Source organism: Parasphingorhabdus litoris DSM 22379, assembly GCF_020906275.1.
Lineage (GTDB): Bacteria > Pseudomonadota > Alphaproteobacteria > Sphingomonadales > Sphingomonadaceae > Parasphingorhabdus > Parasphingorhabdus litoris.
Window position 1 is genome coordinate 557,642 of the sequence record NZ_CP086727.1, and the last position, 16,279, is coordinate 573,920.

At 54.2% G+C, this 16,279-nt stretch carries 18 protein-coding genes; 10 read left to right on the forward strand and 8 right to left on the reverse strand.

From position 1 onward, the window contains the following. Positions 1–42 precede the first annotated feature (42 nt). Together BS29_RS02775 and BS29_RS02780 are read right to left on the reverse strand one after the other, a co-directional pair. Complete coding sequence (locus BS29_RS02775; protein WP_229955705.1) at positions 43–1,659, reverse strand: transporter; 1,617 nt, start codon at positions 1,657–1,659, stop codon at positions 43–45. Positions 1,660–1,694: 35 nt separating this feature from the next. Then, positions 1,695–2,411 (reverse strand): helix-turn-helix domain-containing protein, encoded by a 717-nt coding sequence (locus BS29_RS02780; protein WP_229955706.1) that lies wholly within the window; start codon positions 2,409–2,411, stop codon positions 1,695–1,697. Positions 2,412–2,943: 532 nt separating this feature from the next. Here BS29_RS02780 and BS29_RS02785 point away from each other — a divergent pair. The 3 genes from BS29_RS02785 to sciP all read left to right on the forward strand — a co-directional run bounded on the left by BS29_RS02785 (position 2,944) and on the right by sciP (position 4,972). Further along, positions 2,944–3,213: a helix-turn-helix domain-containing protein gene (locus BS29_RS02785; RefSeq protein WP_229955707.1), complete on the forward strand. Its 270-nt coding sequence runs from the start codon at positions 2,944–2,946 to the stop codon at positions 3,211–3,213. A gap of 101 nt (positions 3,214–3,314) precedes the next feature. Further along, a complete protein-coding gene (locus BS29_RS02790; protein WP_229955708.1) occupies positions 3,315–4,499 on the forward strand; it encodes a serine hydrolase domain-containing protein in 1,185 nt (394 codons plus the stop codon). Between the two features lie 182 nt (positions 4,500–4,681). Next, positions 4,682–4,972 (forward strand): CtrA inhibitor SciP, encoded by a 291-nt coding sequence (gene sciP / locus BS29_RS02795; protein ID WP_229955709.1) that lies wholly within the window; start codon positions 4,682–4,684, stop codon positions 4,970–4,972. A 64-nt stretch (positions 4,973–5,036) separates the two neighbouring features. Here the strand turns inward: sciP and BS29_RS02800 are convergent, their stop codons facing one another. Next, positions 5,037–5,489: an Lrp/AsnC family transcriptional regulator gene (locus BS29_RS02800; RefSeq protein ID WP_229955710.1), complete on the reverse strand. Its 453-nt coding sequence runs from the start codon at positions 5,487–5,489 to the stop codon at positions 5,037–5,039. A gap of 100 nt (positions 5,490–5,589) precedes the next feature. On the opposite strand from BS29_RS02800, the gene BS29_RS02805 reads away from it, so the two are divergent. Beyond that, positions 5,590–6,759 (forward strand): indoleamine 2,3-dioxygenase, encoded by a 1,170-nt coding sequence (locus tag BS29_RS02805; RefSeq protein WP_229955711.1) that lies wholly within the window; start codon positions 5,590–5,592, stop codon positions 6,757–6,759. 9 nt (positions 6,760–6,768) lie between these two features. On the opposite strand, the gene BS29_RS02810 is transcribed toward BS29_RS02805, so the two are convergent. Together BS29_RS02810 and BS29_RS02815 are read right to left on the reverse strand one after the other, a co-directional pair. Then, entirely contained in the window at positions 6,769–7,536 is a 768-nt protein-coding gene (locus BS29_RS02810; RefSeq protein ID WP_229955712.1) for an NRDE family protein, read from the reverse strand. A gap of 81 nt (positions 7,537–7,617) precedes the next feature. Continuing rightward, positions 7,618–8,292, reverse strand: a complete 675-nt coding sequence (locus BS29_RS02815; RefSeq protein ID WP_229955713.1) for a S24 family peptidase — start codon at positions 8,290–8,292, stop codon at positions 7,618–7,620. Positions 8,293–8,444: 152 nt separating this feature from the next. Between BS29_RS02815 and BS29_RS02820 the strand changes: the two genes are divergently transcribed. Next, positions 8,445–8,633, forward strand: coding sequence for a hypothetical protein (locus BS29_RS02820; RefSeq protein WP_229955714.1), 189 nt, complete (start codon positions 8,445–8,447; stop codon positions 8,631–8,633). After that, entirely contained in the window at positions 8,623–8,979 is a 357-nt protein-coding gene (locus BS29_RS02825) for a hypothetical protein (RefSeq protein WP_229955715.1), read from the forward strand. Before BS29_RS02820 ends, BS29_RS02825 begins: the two co-directional genes overlap by 11 nt. Positions 8,980–9,011: 32 nt before the next feature. Here BS29_RS02825 and BS29_RS02830 read toward each other — a convergent pair whose 3' ends face one another. Further along, the gene (locus tag BS29_RS02830) at positions 9,012–10,052 is read right to left on the reverse strand and encodes a hypothetical protein (RefSeq protein WP_229955716.1); all 1,041 of its coding nucleotides are present in this window, start codon (positions 10,050–10,052) and stop codon (positions 9,012–9,014) included. Between the two features lie 16 nt (positions 10,053–10,068). Next, positions 10,069–11,301, reverse strand: a complete 1,233-nt coding sequence (locus BS29_RS02835; protein ID WP_229955717.1) for a TIGR04063 family PEP-CTERM/XrtA system glycosyltransferase — start codon at positions 11,299–11,301, stop codon at positions 10,069–10,071. Here BS29_RS02835 and BS29_RS02840 point away from each other — a divergent pair. The 3 genes from BS29_RS02840 (at position 11,300) to dgcA (ending at position 14,005) form a co-directional block, all read left to right on the forward strand. Next, positions 11,300–11,566, forward strand: a complete 267-nt coding sequence (locus BS29_RS02840) for a hypothetical protein (protein WP_229956957.1) — start codon at positions 11,300–11,302, stop codon at positions 11,564–11,566. The genes BS29_RS02835 and BS29_RS02840 overlap by 2 nt on opposite strands. Then, on the forward strand, positions 11,559–12,953 hold the full coding sequence (locus tag BS29_RS02845; protein ID WP_229955718.1) for a putative O-glycosylation ligase, exosortase A system-associated: 1,395 nt from the start codon (positions 11,559–11,561) through the stop codon (positions 12,951–12,953). Before BS29_RS02840 ends, BS29_RS02845 begins: the two co-directional genes overlap by 8 nt. A 68-nt stretch (positions 12,954–13,021) precedes the next feature. Next, positions 13,022–14,005 carry an N-acetyl-D-Glu racemase DgcA gene (dgcA, locus tag BS29_RS02850; RefSeq protein ID WP_229956924.1) on the forward strand — a complete coding sequence of 328 codons (984 nt, stop codon included), beginning with the start codon at positions 13,022–13,024 and terminating at the stop codon, positions 14,003–14,005. Positions 14,006–14,160: 155 nt separating this feature from the next. Here the strand turns inward: dgcA and BS29_RS02855 are convergent, their stop codons facing one another. Then, entirely contained in the window at positions 14,161–14,757 is a 597-nt protein-coding gene (locus BS29_RS02855; protein WP_229955719.1) for a hypothetical protein, read from the reverse strand. A gap of 218 nt (positions 14,758–14,975) precedes the next feature. On the opposite strand from BS29_RS02855, the gene BS29_RS02860 reads away from it, so the two are divergent. Then, complete coding sequence (locus tag BS29_RS02860; protein WP_229955720.1) at positions 14,976–16,175, forward strand: hypothetical protein; 1,200 nt, start codon at positions 14,976–14,978, stop codon at positions 16,173–16,175. Positions 16,176–16,279: the final 104 nt, after the last annotated feature.

Genomic DNA, 16,279 nt, shown 5'->3' on the forward strand with positions numbered 1-16,279 from the left:
AACTTTGTGGACTTCACTCCTTCTGGTTTGGTATTCTGTCAATCAAAAGCGGAATGGGATCCTGGCGACAATACTGACATCTGGCGCATCCTCGGTCACTCCGAACTGGAAGCCGAGATTCATCGACTGTTTTTCACTGAGGCGGTATGACATGCCAAAGTTCAGCGATCCGACCTGAATGTCATTGCTCTCCTGCAATGTGTCGCCAAGCTCAGTTTTGGTAGAGAATATATAGTTGTGGCGATAGCCGAGCGAAAAGGAGAAGCGCGGGTTGAGCGCAAAGCCAAAGCCGACGCTTGCGTTGATCGCATCACCAGGGTCGACCTTGCCGACAAACACATCGCCGACAACTCTGTCAATGTCGCGTTCGATATTCCACAAATAGCCGGTACCACCATAGATTACGACGGGATCAGAGGGCAGCAGGAAGCTGATGCTCGGTTGGACACCCCAGAAGCCGGAACCGGTTGCCAGCCCGGTGGCAACGCCAAACTCGTCAAACGGGATCTCATAGGGACTGGTACCGGTATCGGTTTTGACGCGCAGACCCGCGACCCAGATCGGGCTTTGTGGTTTGGGCCGGTTTAGCTGATAGCGCAACGATATTTCCGCGTCGCCGATACCGGTTTCTTCCAGACCAACCTCGCGGGTAATTTGTTCGTCGCGCTGTTGAACAACCTGAATCCGGTCCTTGCGGTAGAGCAGGGGAACACGGCCTTCAATCTCCAAACGGTTGGTCAGGCCATAGCGCATCGCAAATGTTCCGACGATTGTATCGCGGTCGGCATCACTTGCTTCAATTGCACCAATCTGAATGCCGGGGATCAGTTCTATGCCCCGGAAAACCAGGCGATTTGTCGATGAACGCGTATATTCAATAGAAGGGTCAAGGACAAACTGCCCCCGCGGTGTTAGCACACCCTGTCCTTCGGGCACCGCTTCGACTTTCTGTTCGATGTTATTGGCTTCCGGCGGCGCTTCGCCAACGGGCCCTTCCGGCATGGTCAATTCATCATCTGGGGTTGTACCAATTTGTACAGCCGCCGTTTCTACCTGGCTGCGCTGAATGCCTGCGCCCCGTATTTGCGACAGCGCAAATGGACTTTCAACCGGAGCGGCCGCACGGACGAGTTGATTGTGCAGCTCAAGCTGTTTGATCTTGTCGCTTTGCGATTGGATCAAGGCATTCTGACTGGCGATCAGCTTCTTCTGCTCCGATAGTTCGGATTGAATAGCCTGCAACGCTGCGGTGATATTGCTTGTGTCTTGATCTGTTACTTTTGATGTCTGCTTTTTGGCTGGTGGTTGCGTTGTTGCCATTTCGCGTGCCGGTGGTCGTTTATCCTGTACTTTTTCGGCTGGGTGTTCTGGGACAAGAGGCTGAGCTGCCGGCGGTTGTTTGGTCGGCGCAACCGCCAATGTCATAGGTAGCTTTTTCGATTCCTCCTTCTGTTGCAGAACCGGTGAACGGACGGCCTTGAGCCGAGCCAAGATTCGCGCGGTTTCGGCTTCTGCTTCCGTTGCGGTCAATGCAGGAGCAGGGCGGATTTGGTCATTTTTTGTTTCGCCCTTTGTGGCTGCTGTTGCTCCACCGCCATATAGCGTTGCGACAGGAAGAACGATCAAGGCGGTTATGGGGGTTAAACGATGTCTAGTCATGGGGGTTCTCCGGGCATGCTTTCACATGCAAATTTCTAAGCGGCGGATAGTTCGCCAAGGCAAAGTTCTGCTGCTGGGTGAATGTCGGATTCTGGATCGGCTGTGAGGCTATCCTGATACTCGCCAGCAAGGCGGCACAGACCGGCATTGTTGATGATCAGGACAGAGTCGCGACCGTTGACCTCTATCAGTCCGCGGCGGGCAAGGTCTGTGAATGTCCTGCTAACCGTGTGCACCGTAAGGCCAAGGAAATCGGCTATGTCACTCCGCGACATCGGAACGAAGATGTTGGGATCATCATTGGCCTGCTGTTTCAGGCAAAGCAGGAAAGCAGCCAGTTTTTCGGTGGCCGTCCTATGCCCTATGATGAACAAATAGCGCTGCGCCGTCGACATTGCGCGAAACAAGATCGAAACCGCCTCGTCCAATTGTGGCTTTGGCGTGGAATCATCGGTGATATCGCCGACCCGGTAACAGCGCACAACCACATCCGTGACCGCTTCTGCTGCTGTACCATAGGTACCATGGTCGGCTCCGAAAACGTCGCCGCTGAAGAAAAAACCAGTCAGATGGCGATGGCCATCCATATGAAAGCGGCATGTGCGAACAGTACCCTGCACGACTTCATACCAGCGTGTGGCTTTTTGTCCTTCGTCAAATATTAGTTGGCCCGCACGAAACCTTAATGTGGTCGAGCGCAGGTTCGAATGAAGCCCCTCCATCATGGTTGGGGCGGTTAGTAGCGATTGCATCCGTGCTGTCTCCTCTGGACCCTCAGCACGACCCTTTTCGTTTTTTCCGCACCAATATTCCTAGAATAGAAGTGCGGCCTCAGATGCGACCATTTGTTGTTTTGTGGGGATTATGTACGGCAGGAAGGCGGAAAGGGTCCATCCAGCGATTCGCCTGTTTTGAACGCCAAGTGATTCTGACTGCTATTTTTCACTAGGTGATTTTACCTATGGAACCCCGAGAATATGTAAACTACTGTAAATTCAAGCAGTTGGTATGGACGTTTTTGTCCTATCCCAATTCTGTGCTATGAGAGTAGAAGGTTAATCATCGCCAGACAGTGATGTTGACGCGATAAGGTTATGCGACGATTTGTTGGGGAGGGAACCACCAACAATCAATTTGGGCGGTTTTTCGGGACCGCAATATACTGCGACTACGACCAGTGCGTTGCGCTACGGTTGTTGGTGGCTGAATGACGAAAACAAATGGGGGCATTTGTAAGTCAGCAGTTTTACTGCTGGTTTGATATTATAGAAAGTGACCCTCGTGATGTTACAGCAAAAGAGTTTGGCCAGCGGTCCTGTGCTCACGCTGAGAGAGCATGAGATACTTGAGTTTATCGCCCAGGGGCTATCAACAAAAGAAGTGGCACAGCGTATCGATATTGCGCCGCGCACAGTCGATCGCCACGTTGAAAATGTTCGCCTCAAGCTACGCGCAAAAAACCGTACTCACATGGTTGCTTGCGCCGTGATGGAGGGTTTGCTCCAGGTGGATGGCTATGATCGAGAAGAAGTGGTGGACACTGACATGGCCTGAATAGGGGCCATCCAATTGTGCACTGCTCCAAGGCCTGTTGCAAAAGCTGACCAAATGAACCAAGCCGTTGGCTTACATCGGCAATCTGGGACATCTTTGGCATGGCGGCAAATATCGACGGTACCACTTCAACAAAATTCCAGCGTGTCAAAGAGGAGTTTGCTCGCAACTTTGCGGAACGTGGCGAAGTCGGTGCTTCGGTTTGTGTCAGCGTTAACGGCGAGACCGTTGTTGACCTGTGGGGCGGTGTTGCCGACCCGGCGACAAATACAGCCTGGGAGCGTGACACGATTTCGATCGTCTTCTCATGCACCAAGGCGGCAACGGCATTATGCGCCCATATATTGATCGATCGCGGCCTGTTGAAGCTCCATGCGCCGGTTTCCGACTATTGGCCTGAATTTGCCAAAAATGGCAAAGAGACAACCACCGTCCAAATGATGCTTAATCATGAAAGTGCCGTTCCTGCGCTGCGCGAGCCGGTTAAGCCGGGCGGCTATCTCGACTGGGACTATATGGTCAAACGGCTCGAGGATGAAGAGGCTTTCTGGGAACCAGGAACCCGCAATGGCTATCACATGGTGAGTTTTGGTTGGACCGTCGGAGAACTGGTACGCCGCGTATCTGGCAAGTCATTGGGTCAGTTTTTCCAGGATGAAGTGGCTGGGCCGCTGCGCGCTGATTTCTGGATCGGATTGCCTGACTATGTCACGCATCCTATCGCGCCGGTAATCATGGCAACACCGGACCCCACCGCAGAGATGAGTCCGTTCACCAAAAAACTGCTTACCGATCCGCAATCCATTCAAGCGCTTTCTTTCCTCAATAGCGGCGGCTGGAATCAAAATGATCCTGTGGCTCACAAAGCCGAAATTGGCGGCGCAGGCGGTCTGTCCAATGCGCGCGGTCAGGTGGCGATGTATGAACCATTGGCACTTGGCGGATCGCACAAGGGGGTCCGGCTGGTATCGCCGGAACGGTTGACAGATATGGCCCGAGTCTCAACGGCGACACAGATTGACGCCACTTTGCTCGCGCCGACCCGTTTCGCATCAGGCTTTATGAAGTCCATGGATAACCGGGCACACCCATGTGGTGATCAAATGTCTGCCATAATTGGTGATGCGGCCTTTGGGCATGTCGGCGCCGGCGGATCTATCGGTTTTGCCGACCCCGAATATGGTCTCGCATTTAGCTACACCATGAACCAAATGGGCATGGGGTTGCTGCTCAATGATCGCGGGCAATCCTTGGTCGATGCCACTTATGCCATCTTGCGCGCATAAAAACCGTTAACCATTCTCATCACTTGGAAACTAGGCTGGACCCCGGTTGTTACCTCATGGCCACTGTAATTGGGCCGGTTTTGTTAACCCCATATATTCGACTTTGATTATCTGCGCGGCACTATTTTTTGATGTGCGGGGGCGAACACTGAAAATGCTGCAAGGCAGAGAATGAGGTAGACATGATCGAGAACCAAAGTCCCAGACCCGCCATCGTCATTGGTCCTTTAGGCGAAGCCATGACCAAAAATGATTTACCCTCACCATCCACCACACGCTGGGTCGTGCGGCGAAAAGCCGAAGTTGTTGCGGCCGTCAATGGCGGCATGCTGACAACCGATGAAGCTTGTGATCGCTATAGTCTGTCGCTTGAAGAATTTATCTCCTGGCAACAGGCAATTGAACGCGCCGGCATGCCCGGTTTGCGTGTAACCCACTTGCAAGACCATCGCGATCACTATCAGAAAGCCTGAAGCGCGCTGAATTTCGAAGGTAGATTGTCGCGGGCACGGTTGCGTTGCCCGTGCCAATCAGGGCTCATGCTCTTTTGTCGGTTGGTGAACCCAAGCAAATATGAGAGGTGATGCTGCTGACCTGCGACAAGGTTCCCAGGACATCCGCGTGAAAGGCTTTATAGGCTGCAAGGTCGGCAACCTCCACACGCAGCAGATATTCGACTGATCCCGTTATATTGTGGCATTCCCGAACCTCTGGTGCGCAGGCCACCGCCTGTTCAAAAGCCAGGGCATCCTTCTTGAGATGTTCGGACAGCCCGACCATCACGAAAATGGTAATAGCTGCGCCGCGAACGGCCGGGTTGAGAACCGCGCGATAGCCTTTGATCAGACCCTTGCGTTCCATGTCTTGAACGCGCCTCAGGCAGGCTGAGGGCGACAGTCCGACCTTTGCCGCAAGGTCGATATTGCTCAATCGACCGTCTTGCTCAAGCTCATGCAATATATTGCGGCCTATATTATCTATATCGATCATAAATTGTGTATTAGCCTCGCATAAACGCCAATAAGCAAGCACCTTGCGCCTATTCTGCTCTATTATTGCGTCTTGTTGCAATTTTCACAAGGGACATGACGTGGCGGCTTTCCATCTCAATCAATATGATATTTCCAAGGAACGCGGTTTCCTCTCCTCTTTTGATCCCGAAAGCATCGCGCTGCCTCAAGAAATGCAAGTCGTTCGCGATACTGCGATGGCCTTGCCGAAAACAATTCCATCCGGGGAATTGCGCCGCCATATAGAAAAGCTACCACGCCTGGATCTGACAGATTTTTGCGCTTCGTCGAGCCTGGGGGAACGGCGTGTTGCGATGGTGCATTATTCTTTCCTGGTACAGTCTTATATCTGGGGTGAGCCAGAGCCACCGAAACATTTGCCACAATGTCTAGCCGTGCCGATCTGGCAATTGGGTAAAGCCATAGAGCAGCCTCCGTTGCTGACTTATTCCAGCTATGTGCTGGACAATTGGGGACTGATCGATCCGGCGGGCCCGATCGACCTTTCCAATATTCACATGCTGCAGCCGTTTCTGGGCGGGCAAGATGAAGCCTGGTTCGTACTGATCCACGTGGCGATCGAAGCCCGCGCTGGCGAGATGCTGGCTGCTATCCCCGCACTGGTGCAGGCATGCCGCGATCAGGATATTCCAGCGCTCGAATCAGGCTTGTCCGCCATGTCGACCGTCTGGGATGATATGAATGACATTTTTGACAGAATGCCAGAGCGTTGTGATCCTTATATCTATTTTCATCGCGTCCGGCCGTGGATCCATGGCTGGAAGGACAATCCTGCCCTGTCATCCGGCCTGATCTATGAAGGTGTCGAAGAAACCGATGGCAAGCCGCAAGTGTTTCGTGGCCAAACGGGATCCCAATCCTCTATCGTTCCGGCGATGGATGCTTTTTTGGGTATCGATCATGCGGGCGATCCCCTGCGCACCTATCTTGATGAGCTGCATATCTATCGTCCGCCGGAACATCGTCAGTATATCGATGACATTCGGGCAAATAGTGTCTTGCGGACCTTCATCCAATCGGCGGAATCTCCTGCATTGACGGCGCTTTATAATGAATGCGTGCAAAATCTGACGCGGTTCCGGACGCGGCATCTGGAATATGCTGCCAGCTACATCAACAAACAGTCAAAAGGCGGCGCGGGCAACACATCCGACGTTGGAACTGGTGGTACTCCGTTCATGAAATATCTTAAAAAGCATCGCGACGAAGCGGCTGCCCATATGCTCTAAACCGGATCGCTAGATCGGCCAGGAAAAGGAGAGGGCGGTTTGCCCCGTTTCCGCCCCTGACGATGCAAAGCGCCTTTCGACAATCGATCCGTTGCCGCTATGATCGATCGCAACCACAGTACTGCACCGCGTTCCGTAAACGGGGTTGCGGATGAATATGGGCGAATATTGCGGATAGTCAGCGAAATTCTCGCCCTTGTAATTTTCACTCTCCTCCGGAGGGAAGTGAGTAGTCTGATCCATCAGAGCGTCCAGCAATAGCTCGGGATTTTCTGATCCGTTTTCTATCCAGCTTTTCAGGGAATTCCCAAGCACGCCGGATTTCGGCCATGGGTTGTCCAATGGTCCGTTGGACAGGCCGTATAATCCGGGCGTCAAGGCAAGGCTGACCGGATCGGGACGGTTGGAATGGATGGCCGCCTTTTCCCCTTCGACAGTGATCAGGTTAAACGGATTGAAATCCGGGAGCTGGCGATCTGAAAAATCGGCATAGGGACCTTCACCAGACAGAAAGCTTCGCAAAAGATCGCCGCGAGAATGTTTCTCACTGTCGGGTAGGCCATATCCGCTTAAATTGGTCACGATCGCCAGACGACCCTGCTCGGATACACCCAGCCAAGTGCCACCGGCCTTGGTGTCGCGTCCGGCCAGCAAATGTGCTGGATCATCCCAACGGGCCAGTGGCTGTGCCGGCCGCGCATGCATCTCGTCACGGTTACCAATGGCTATGAGTTTCCAACGCGGATGGGCTTGCCAGGCAAAGGCGACGATACACATAGGGCCCCTATTGCGGAATCACGGGGTTTTGGCGAGCAATATTCTGCGCTTGCGAACCTGCAACAAAAGGCAATCCCGAATTCACAATCGCCGTCCCTTCCAGACCACACGGCCAATGATATTGACCTCCGATGGATCAATGTCGTCCCAGTCGGGATAACGGTCATTGTCGCTGCGGATCGACAATTGGCCGGATGGCCGCAACGCTAGGCGTTTAACCAGCAGGACATCATCCATACGCAAAACATATATGCCGTCACGCAGCGGTCGCTCAGCCGCGCTATGATCGACCATGATGTCGTCGCCATCACATAATGTCGGGTCCATAGAGTCGCCATCGACGACAATCAGCGACAGTTTGTCAGGATCTGTACCGATTTGCTTCAACCACCTGGCACCAAAAGCCATGCTGTCCTGCACCGCTTCGTCATCTGCCAAGGATCCGGGGCCCGCCGACGCACCAAGCTGCAGCTGCCTGATCCTTATCATATTCTGGTTCCTCTGAGAGGACATATGTGGCGCAGCGGGAATATTGGCACCGAGCAACTGTTCATCGATCGCATAAAATTCCGCTAATTTCCGGCGGTCTTCCTCATCGAGCTTTTTCGGCGTCCCGCGTTTTATATATTGCTGAATATAGGCCGGATTTTTGCCGAGCATGCGCGACAGTGATGAAAAATCATCACCATTCTCGCGGATCAACCGTTCCAGATTGGCGCGCGGATCATCGCCCAGTGCGGGAATTTTTTGAACCATGGATAATCCTTATCTGGGCTGGCCGAAAAAGACAATAGGAAAAATCCTAGACATGTAGGAAATTGCATTTCAGATAGGAAATTACCTACTGAAATCGAGTCGCTGAGGCGCCATCGCCTCTCCGACAATCTGCTTCAAATGGAGAATTGCCAATGTATCTATTACGGGAAATTGAGAAATTCATGCGTGAGACCGAGATGCCGTGGACCAAATTTGGCCGGCTTTCCGTCCGTGATCCGCGCTTTGTGGAGGATCTGCGAAATGGCCGCCAGCCGGGTAAAAAAATTTCACTTCGTGTGGAACATTTCATGAACAAATGGCGGAATGATCATGCGTCCTGAGCTCCACAACCTTCCCCCACAATGGACGAGAAAACCGAAGGATGTCACAGACCAGCTGACGGAACAGATACAGGAGCTGGTTGGTTTGGACTATCAAGTCCGCCTGCTGCGCGAACGCCCCTGGGCCAGCATCACCTTTTCCGGTGTCCGCTGTCAGTTTGCGATCATGCCGCTGTGGAAAGGCGGTCCGGCCATCTCGCAATATTGCGGTACCCGGTTGCTCGGCTACCCCTATGATCTCCACGGCCATTTTGTTGCCGATCTGGTGATCGAACGGCCCGATAATGACCGGGATCAAACGGTCACGATCGAGATATTAGTGATCAACGATCCGGTAGCGCGGTAGCAATTAGAAAGGGCCGCCGCTGCGGCTAGCGTTTACCGCTGGGCTGTCATTTTCTCCAATGTGCCGAGAGCGGCTTTCAAGGCAACATCCATATCGGCCTGACGCTCTTCCATCATCGGCTCGGGAGCCTGTTCGACTTCTTTGAGTGGTGGCGGTGTGAATGCTGGCGCTTCGTCGCGGACAGGATCAGCAGCTGGTGCATTTTCATGCTGTGGAGCCGGTTCGGATGGCTCGGTAGCGGGCGCCGGTGATGCAACGGCAGCGCCGTTGAGGCTTGCTGCCTCCAACTGTTTCAAACGGGTCAGGCCAGCTTCCAAACGATCGGCCAATTGTGCGATGCTGAGAGCGGATAGGTCCTCTTTCGGCATCGCATTTTTTTGTACCGGCTCCGGAACAGTTTCAGCATCAACAACAGCTGTTTCAACTACTGGAGCTTCAACCGGCGCTGCGTTTTCAACAGCGACTTCGGCTTCTGCCGATGTCGTCTCCGCAACCGATTCCTCCGGTATGTCTAGCGCAGCCGGTTCTTCAAATTGCTGTATTTCTTGAGCTATCGGATCGGCTGCGTCTGGCACGTTGAAAATCGATGGCCGCTCTGCTTCCTCGGCGTCATCATCCAATTTCCGCAATTGCGGCAAATCGGCAAGGTCCATGACCTTGGCCTTGTCCTTCTTGGGCCTTTTGAGAAATTTTGTGAGCGATTTGGCATCAAATTTCGGTAGCGCAAAACGCTTCTTTTTCTTGGCCTCTTCCTCGAGCTCCAGCTCGATCGGGCTAGCAGCATTAATTTGTTCTCGAAGTGCAACGCCCATGTCAGAGCTCCCTTTGCGATTTAGAAAAAAATAGATGGCAGATGCGGATACCAGACCGGCCATGATGGCGAGCAGACCGCGCGCAGTATTGCCCAGCGGCGGTGCTGCGGCGGGCAGGATTTCCGACAATCCCGTCGCGCCTATGGTCGATTCCAGATATACATGCGGCAACGTGACGACGACCAGCGCAGCACCAACGCCAGCAGCGACCGCCATAATCGGCGCTCGTTTCGCATCCATATTTTGCTCGGTCAGTTCCACGTCATTCTCCGCCAGATCAGGCTGCGCGCTGATAGGATTTGTGCGCGATCAACCTTTGGTAAACAGGATTGTAACGCAAAATGTTTGACGACCAGTTACGATCCGCCTCAACAAATTTCCGTGCAGCATCAATGGTTTGCGGCCAATTGGTACGATTTTTCAGCAAATCGGCCAGTTTTTGAGCCATTTTTTCCGGTGATCCGGCCGGAAATAATGTGCCTGTAACACCGTCCTCGATCAGCTCTTGATGCCCACCGACATCCGAAGCCGCAACAATCCGGCCCTGTGCCATCGCTTCAAGCGGTTTGAGCGGCGTGACCAACTCGGTCAGCCGCATCGATTTGCGCGGATAGACCATGACATCCATCAAACCATAATAGCGTTCGACATCTTCATGCGGCACGCGCCCGGTAAAGGTGATCGCTGATACAGCGGCCGATTCCGCAACCTGTCGTTTCAACGCCTTTTCCATCGGGCCGCCACCGACCAGCAACAAATGCGCTTCCGGACAGGATTTCTGCAGCATGGGCATGGCAGCGATCAGATCGTCTATGCCTTCATAATCGTAAAAGCTGCCAATAAAGCCGAGTATCGATTTGCCTTCGAGCGCCATTTCCGAGCGCAGCTTTTCGTCGGGAGCCGGGGGGCTGCCAAACAGGCTCATATCGACCCCGTTGGGCGACACCGTGATTTTCTCTTTCGCGACACCGCGCGCGACCAGATCGGATTTCAGACCTTCGCAAATCACCGCGATGGCATCAGCGCCATTGACGACATGATTTTCCAGCTGCCGAGTCAGCCAATAGCGTGGGCTACCCTCTCGTCCTGTCCCGTTTCCAACCGCGGCATCTTCCCAGAAAGCGCGAATTTCATAAACCAATGGCAGGCCGGTTTTCTGTGCGACTCTGAGCGCCGCCAGTCCGTTCAGCGCAGGCGAATGGGCGTGCAGCACATCGGGCCGCCATTCCTGCACCACTTCGGCAATCCGGTCGGCAAAGGCTGATACTTCGCGCCATTCACGAACCGGCGAGGGGCCGCTGACATCGCGCAGGGTCCGGAAAAAGTTCAGCCCGTCGGCCTGTTCCAGCGATTGTTTTGCCTCATATCCGTGCTGATCCTGACGAACACCGGTCACACCGGCAACGTGCAGGCCGCTGGCAATCTGGGCCTTCATGATCGCCCGCGTGCGGAAACAATATCCGCTGTGCAACGGCAGGCTGTGATCCAATATGTGCAATATCCGCGTCATGGCGCAAACCGTTGCCATAAAAGGATTAACGTCCCGTCAACCCAAAGCCTGTATCGCGGGCCCGGACATATATGAATCAGAAGCGTTAGTTGAGGCCGCCAAACTCCATATGATCGATAATTTTTCCATCGCTCTGACACATGGTTTGCTGCTGATTGCGGTATGGCGGCTGATTCACCGTCCAGACCTCGACCATGAGGATCCCCCGGAACCCGATGCAGAGCCGGAAGGCTTTCACGCAAGACGGAATCAGACCGATGCGTGATCTGGTCTTTGTCGCCTATCTGCTCGCCTTGCTGTTTCTGGCGTTCAAGCGGCCGTTTATCTTCACGCTGGTCTACGCCTATATCGACATTGTCGCGCCGCAGCGGCTGAGCTATTTCCTGCTCAATTCGGTACCGCTGTCGCTTATCGTATTCGGCATGGCGTTTCTCGGCTTCATGATCGCGGATGACAAGAAAGACAGCCGGTTCTCGGTGCGCCAGGGCGCGATGGTGCTGTTGCTGCTCTATTGCGGCTACACCACTTTTACCGGCGCCTTGCCCGAAGATGCGGCGGAAAAATGGGACTGGGTCTGGAAAGCGCTGGTCTTTGCGATATTCCTGCCGCTGACGCTGCGAACCAAGCTGCGCATCGAGGCACTCACGCTGTTCATGGTGCTGTGCGCCGGTACGCTGATCATCACTGGCGGGATCAAGACGCTGGGCTCGGGTGGCGGCTATGGCGCGCTGGTGCTGCTGATCGACGACAATGCGGGGCTTTACGAAGGCTCGATCATCTCGATGGTGGCGATTGCGATCATCCCGCTGATGCTGTGGCTGTCGAAACACGGTACGATCTTCCCGCCCGACTGGCGGGTCAAATATTTCACCATGGCGCTGATCTTCGCCGCCTTGCTGATCCCGATCGGGACGCAGGCGCGCACCGGTTTGGTCTGTATTGCCGTGCTGGCGGTGCTGCAGCTGCGCTTTGTCAAATACCGCTTCCTCTATGCGGGCATGGCGGTGACCCTTGGTCTGATGGCGATCCCGTTCCTGCCGCAAAGCTTTTCCGAGCGGATGGGCACGATCCAGAATTACCAGGCTGATGAATCCGCCTCGACCCGCATCGCGGTGTGGGAATGGACGATCGAATATGCCAATGCCAATCCGATGGGCGGCGGGTTCAATGTCTACCGGCTCAACAAGCTGCGCTATGAGCTGGCGCCGGACAAGAATGACGATCAGCCGGAACAGGAATATGATTACGAGCTGGAGGATGATGGCCCGGTCGAAGTGATCGATGAAGCCCGCGCCTTTCACAGCAGCTATTTCGAAATGCTGGGCGAACAGGGTTATCCCGGCCTTGCTTTGTGGCTGTTCATTCACTTGGGCGGTATCTGGCGGATGGAAGTGCTGCGGCGGCGCTATCGCAAGACGACCAAGGAAGGCGAGCTGTGGATCGCCCCGCTCGCCATCGCGCTGGAAAATGCGCATATCATTTATATGGTCGGATCGCTGTTTGTCGGCGTCGCCTTTCAGCCGTTCGTCTATATGCTGGTCGCCCTGCAAATCGGTCTCGATACTTATCTGACCCGCCGGGCGCAGGAGGCCAAGTGGAGCCCGATTGCCAAGCAGCTGCCGGCCGGTTCATGGTCGCAGGCCGCTTCCTGATCCCTGACCGATCCGATCCATCACCACAAAGCAGATGACAGACGCGCGCTGTGCGCTACGATCATCCGATGACATCAGCTGCTGCTCCTCTTTTTGTCTCCGCCAGTGCAGAACGCTGGGCCGTCAAAGGGTCTTTCGTCATCAGCCGCGGGGCCAAAACCCATGTCGATGTCGTGGTTTGCACGGTCAGCGACGGCACGCATCAGGGCGTGGGTGAGGCCACCCCGATCTATTATGAAGGGGAAACGGCGGAAAGCTGCGTCGCCGCCATAGAGGGCTTTGCCGCCGCCCATCGCCAATTCGATCGGCTGACCCTGCTCGATCAGATGCCGAGAGGCGCGGCCCGTAATGCGCTTGACTGCGCCCTGTGGGATCTCGAGTGCCGCCAGCATGACCAGCCGCTGTGGCGCCATGCCTTTCTGCCCGAGCCCCAGCCGCTGACCTCAGCCTTCACCATTTCTCTCAGCGACCCCGCTCAGATGGAGGCCGATGCCCGCGCCGCCGCCGATACCCACAGCCTGCTCAAGCTCAAACTGTCCGGCGATAATGACCATGAACGCGTCGCCGCTGTCCATCGTGGTGCGCCCGAGGCCCGGCTAATCGTTGATGCCAATGAGAGCTGGAATGATCTCGATATCGCCGCCGAAGCCGCCACGCTGGCCCAGTGGGGCGTCGAGCTGATTGAACAGCCGGTCAGTGCGGGGCAGGATCATCTGCTCGCCGGGGTCCGATCCCCCGTGCCGCTCTGCGCCGATGAAAGCTGCCACACCAGCGCCGATATCCCGGCCCTCGCGCCCTATTATCAGGCGGTGAATATCAAGCTCGACAAGGCTGGCGGACTGACCGAAGCCATCCGTATCGCCGATGCGGCCGAGCAGGCGGGGCTGAAACTGATGGTCGGCTGCATGCTCTCCACCTCACTCGCCATCCGGCCGGCTTTTGCGCTGGCCCAGCGAGCGCAATGGGTCGACCTCGACGGGCCGCTGTTGCTCGCGCAGGACCGGGCCAACGCCATGCAATTTACTGGCGGAGAGGTAATGCTTGGGGCCTGAAGCTGGTCGACGAGAGGACCGGACGGGCTCTGATGAGGGGAAGGGCGGTCTTTCGGCACCTATCCAGGGCGGCTGGCAATGCTCAGTTTATACGGTTTCGACACAGTTTGGCGAAAAACCAAAACCACGGCATACCGCAAGAAAAGCCGCCGCAATCAACGCATGGTGCGCGGGATATCGGGGCTGAGCTCCCACATCCAGCCTGCAGCATATTCGCTGCTTTCCTTGATATAGTCGCGCGCCGCCGCGGTGCTTTCCGGATCCTCCTCGCGCTCGTTGTCATTCCAGTCGAGCGGGCCATGTTCAACGCGGTCGAGAATGCTGTCCCATTTGGTCAGGGCAAATTCCCGCGCCACCGGATTGCGCCCGATGCGGGAGGGATTGGACATGATGAACTTGGTGAGATTTTCGTTGAACACGCGCTTCTCGCCAATTTTTTCGCCTTTCCAGAATATCGGCTGCAGCACGCCATTAATCGCGCGATCGATGGCTTCATGAGTAACCTGCCGGATCGCATTTTCCAGCGCCGCCTCCCACGCCAGATCAAACGGCGTCCCGGCGAGCCGCGCGCGCAGCTTATAGGCGCTGTCGCGTGACATGAACACGGATTTGGCCGCCGCCGTGACTGACCCGGAGGCCGCCAAAGCCTCCAGAAACTCCCGCATCTTGGCTTTGCTCCACCCATTATGCTGTGGCCGCAATGTCGGTTCAGGCAGAGAATTTTCGTCAGGCAGGGGGGAAGAGTTGGTCATGTTGTGCTCCATATAGGGTTGGTTGTGGCGCTGGGTATAACCTATATGGTACAGTGTAGGAAAGCGTGGATTGGTGAGTTCTGGGATGAAGTGTCTGCAACATCCCGAACGCGGACGTTAGGCGAATTGTGGATAAGAATGCATTAGCCTTGTGACGAATGGAATTATAAGCAACTACCTCCTTAATGTGCCGATAGGGAAAGGAATTTCGTTTGCGATTGAAACTTCCAAAGATCGGGACACCCTACGTCGCCGCGAGCAAGACTTGGCGTCTTATGCGCTGGCTAATCCCAATTGGGGTATTTGGCGTTGCACTGCTGCCGGACCTATATTCAGAATTTGTGCGTCCAAAAGCCACAGGGCCACAATTTGGCTTTCATACTCCTCGATCGGTTGACGAGACAGCTGAGAGCATCTTTTTTCGGATTTTTATTCCAACTGTGCTTCTGTATAGATTGGCTATATCTATCGGTGAGAGGTTTTGGAAGAAAAACCCCATCCGCGGTGCGATAGCCGTTGTTACCGTTGTCGCTCTCGTTCCGCCTTTTGTTAATGGTTTGCTGGTTCAGCGAACAATCAACAACATGGAATTTGTCGATCACATACCAAACCTAACCAACAAGTCTGTTCTCTTGGAAAGTGCATATTGCGTGGAAGATTGTTTTCGGCTGCTCTACTCCAGTAAAGTTAAACAAGTGATCTTAAAGAATCCAGAGCATACTGATGATATCGGACCGACAAATAAAGTCGAAACCTACCGGTTGGGAGTTGCCCCTGATTGTAATTTTGATTGGTACAAGAATCCATCCGACATCAAATCCGCTGACATCATCGAAGCCTGGCCCGCAACTGCGGCAGCTATGGGGCAAATCGTTGCAGGGAACTGCATAGTGAACGGCCAAAGTGAAAGTTCAAAAGCTGATTTCTATTTTCGTCCACGATGGCAAATGTTCAAATATCACGCCCAATACCCCGACAAAAATTATCCAGAATTGATAGCGAAACATGGAATCAATCATGCTGAATTCGCTTCGTTATATAAAATACAAGGCGGGAAAAACATAGAATTACTGAGAGTTAATGGCCGGCACAAAATGGATATTACAAGATATCCCACAACCTTAACCTTTTTCCGGCGTTTATTTCTAACGCACGATTCCTACTATGGAAAATCTGATCGGATCCAAAACAAGCTGGTGAAGCTGGGGCTGGACTATGCCGCTGCAGACTTCATCGATATCGAACGAAGTACCGCCATAGTATTGGATTTGATTCAACATACGGAGCGCCCGCTATCGAACGCAGAAAAGTATTTTTTAAGGCACTATCTTCTTAGATTGAAAGAGGATGGACTAAGCTCGGCAGAGGAAGATCAGCTACAGATTATTAAATCTGATGGTCGGATATACGAGCCTTAGCTTTGGCCAATCTATTTGCCTAAGTTTTGCAAGCATACGATATCCTTTTCTAATGTCCGCCTTTGCGCCCAAAGCCGACACTCGGGCATGAATGATGCACCCTA

What these genes read in the sequence shown, in the direction of transcription:
- BS29_RS02775 (WP_229955705.1), bottom strand. Translation starts at nt 1,659, where the DNA reads ATGACTAGACATCGTTTAACCCCCATAACCGCCTTGATCGTTCTTCCT.
- BS29_RS02780 (WP_229955706.1), bottom strand. Translation starts at nt 2,411, where the DNA reads ATGCAATCGCTACTAACCGCCCCAACCATGATGGAGGGGCTTCATTCG.
- BS29_RS02785 (WP_229955707.1), top strand. Translation starts at nt 2,944, where the DNA reads ATGTTACAGCAAAAGAGTTTGGCCAGCGGTCCTGTGCTCACGCTGAGA.
- BS29_RS02790 (WP_229955708.1), top strand. Translation starts at nt 3,315, where the DNA reads ATGGCGGCAAATATCGACGGTACCACTTCAACAAAATTCCAGCGTGTC.
- sciP (WP_229955709.1), top strand. Translation starts at nt 4,682, where the DNA reads ATGATCGAGAACCAAAGTCCCAGACCCGCCATCGTCATTGGTCCTTTA.
- BS29_RS02800 (WP_229955710.1), bottom strand. Translation starts at nt 5,489, where the DNA reads ATGATCGATATAGATAATATAGGCCGCAATATATTGCATGAGCTTGAG.
- BS29_RS02810 (WP_229955712.1), bottom strand. Translation starts at nt 7,536, where the DNA reads ATGTGTATCGTCGCCTTTGCCTGGCAAGCCCATCCGCGTTGGAAACTC.
- BS29_RS02815 (WP_229955713.1), bottom strand. Translation starts at nt 8,292, where the DNA reads ATGGTTCAAAAAATTCCCGCACTGGGCGATGATCCGCGCGCCAATCTG.
- BS29_RS02820 (WP_229955714.1), top strand. Translation starts at nt 8,445, where the DNA reads ATGTATCTATTACGGGAAATTGAGAAATTCATGCGTGAGACCGAGATG.
- BS29_RS02825 (WP_229955715.1), top strand. Translation starts at nt 8,623, where the DNA reads ATGCGTCCTGAGCTCCACAACCTTCCCCCACAATGGACGAGAAAACCG.
- BS29_RS02840 (WP_229956957.1), top strand. Translation starts at nt 11,300, where the DNA reads ATGGCGCAAACCGTTGCCATAAAAGGATTAACGTCCCGTCAACCCAAA.
- BS29_RS02835 (WP_229955717.1), bottom strand. Translation starts at nt 11,301, where the DNA reads ATGACGCGGATATTGCACATATTGGATCACAGCCTGCCGTTGCACAGC.
- BS29_RS02845 (WP_229955718.1), top strand. Translation starts at nt 11,559, where the DNA reads ATGCGTGATCTGGTCTTTGTCGCCTATCTGCTCGCCTTGCTGTTTCTG.
- dgcA (WP_229956924.1), top strand. Translation starts at nt 13,022, where the DNA reads ATGACATCAGCTGCTGCTCCTCTTTTTGTCTCCGCCAGTGCAGAACGC.
- BS29_RS02855 (WP_229955719.1), bottom strand. Translation starts at nt 14,757, where the DNA reads ATGACCAACTCTTCCCCCCTGCCTGACGAAAATTCTCTGCCTGAACCG.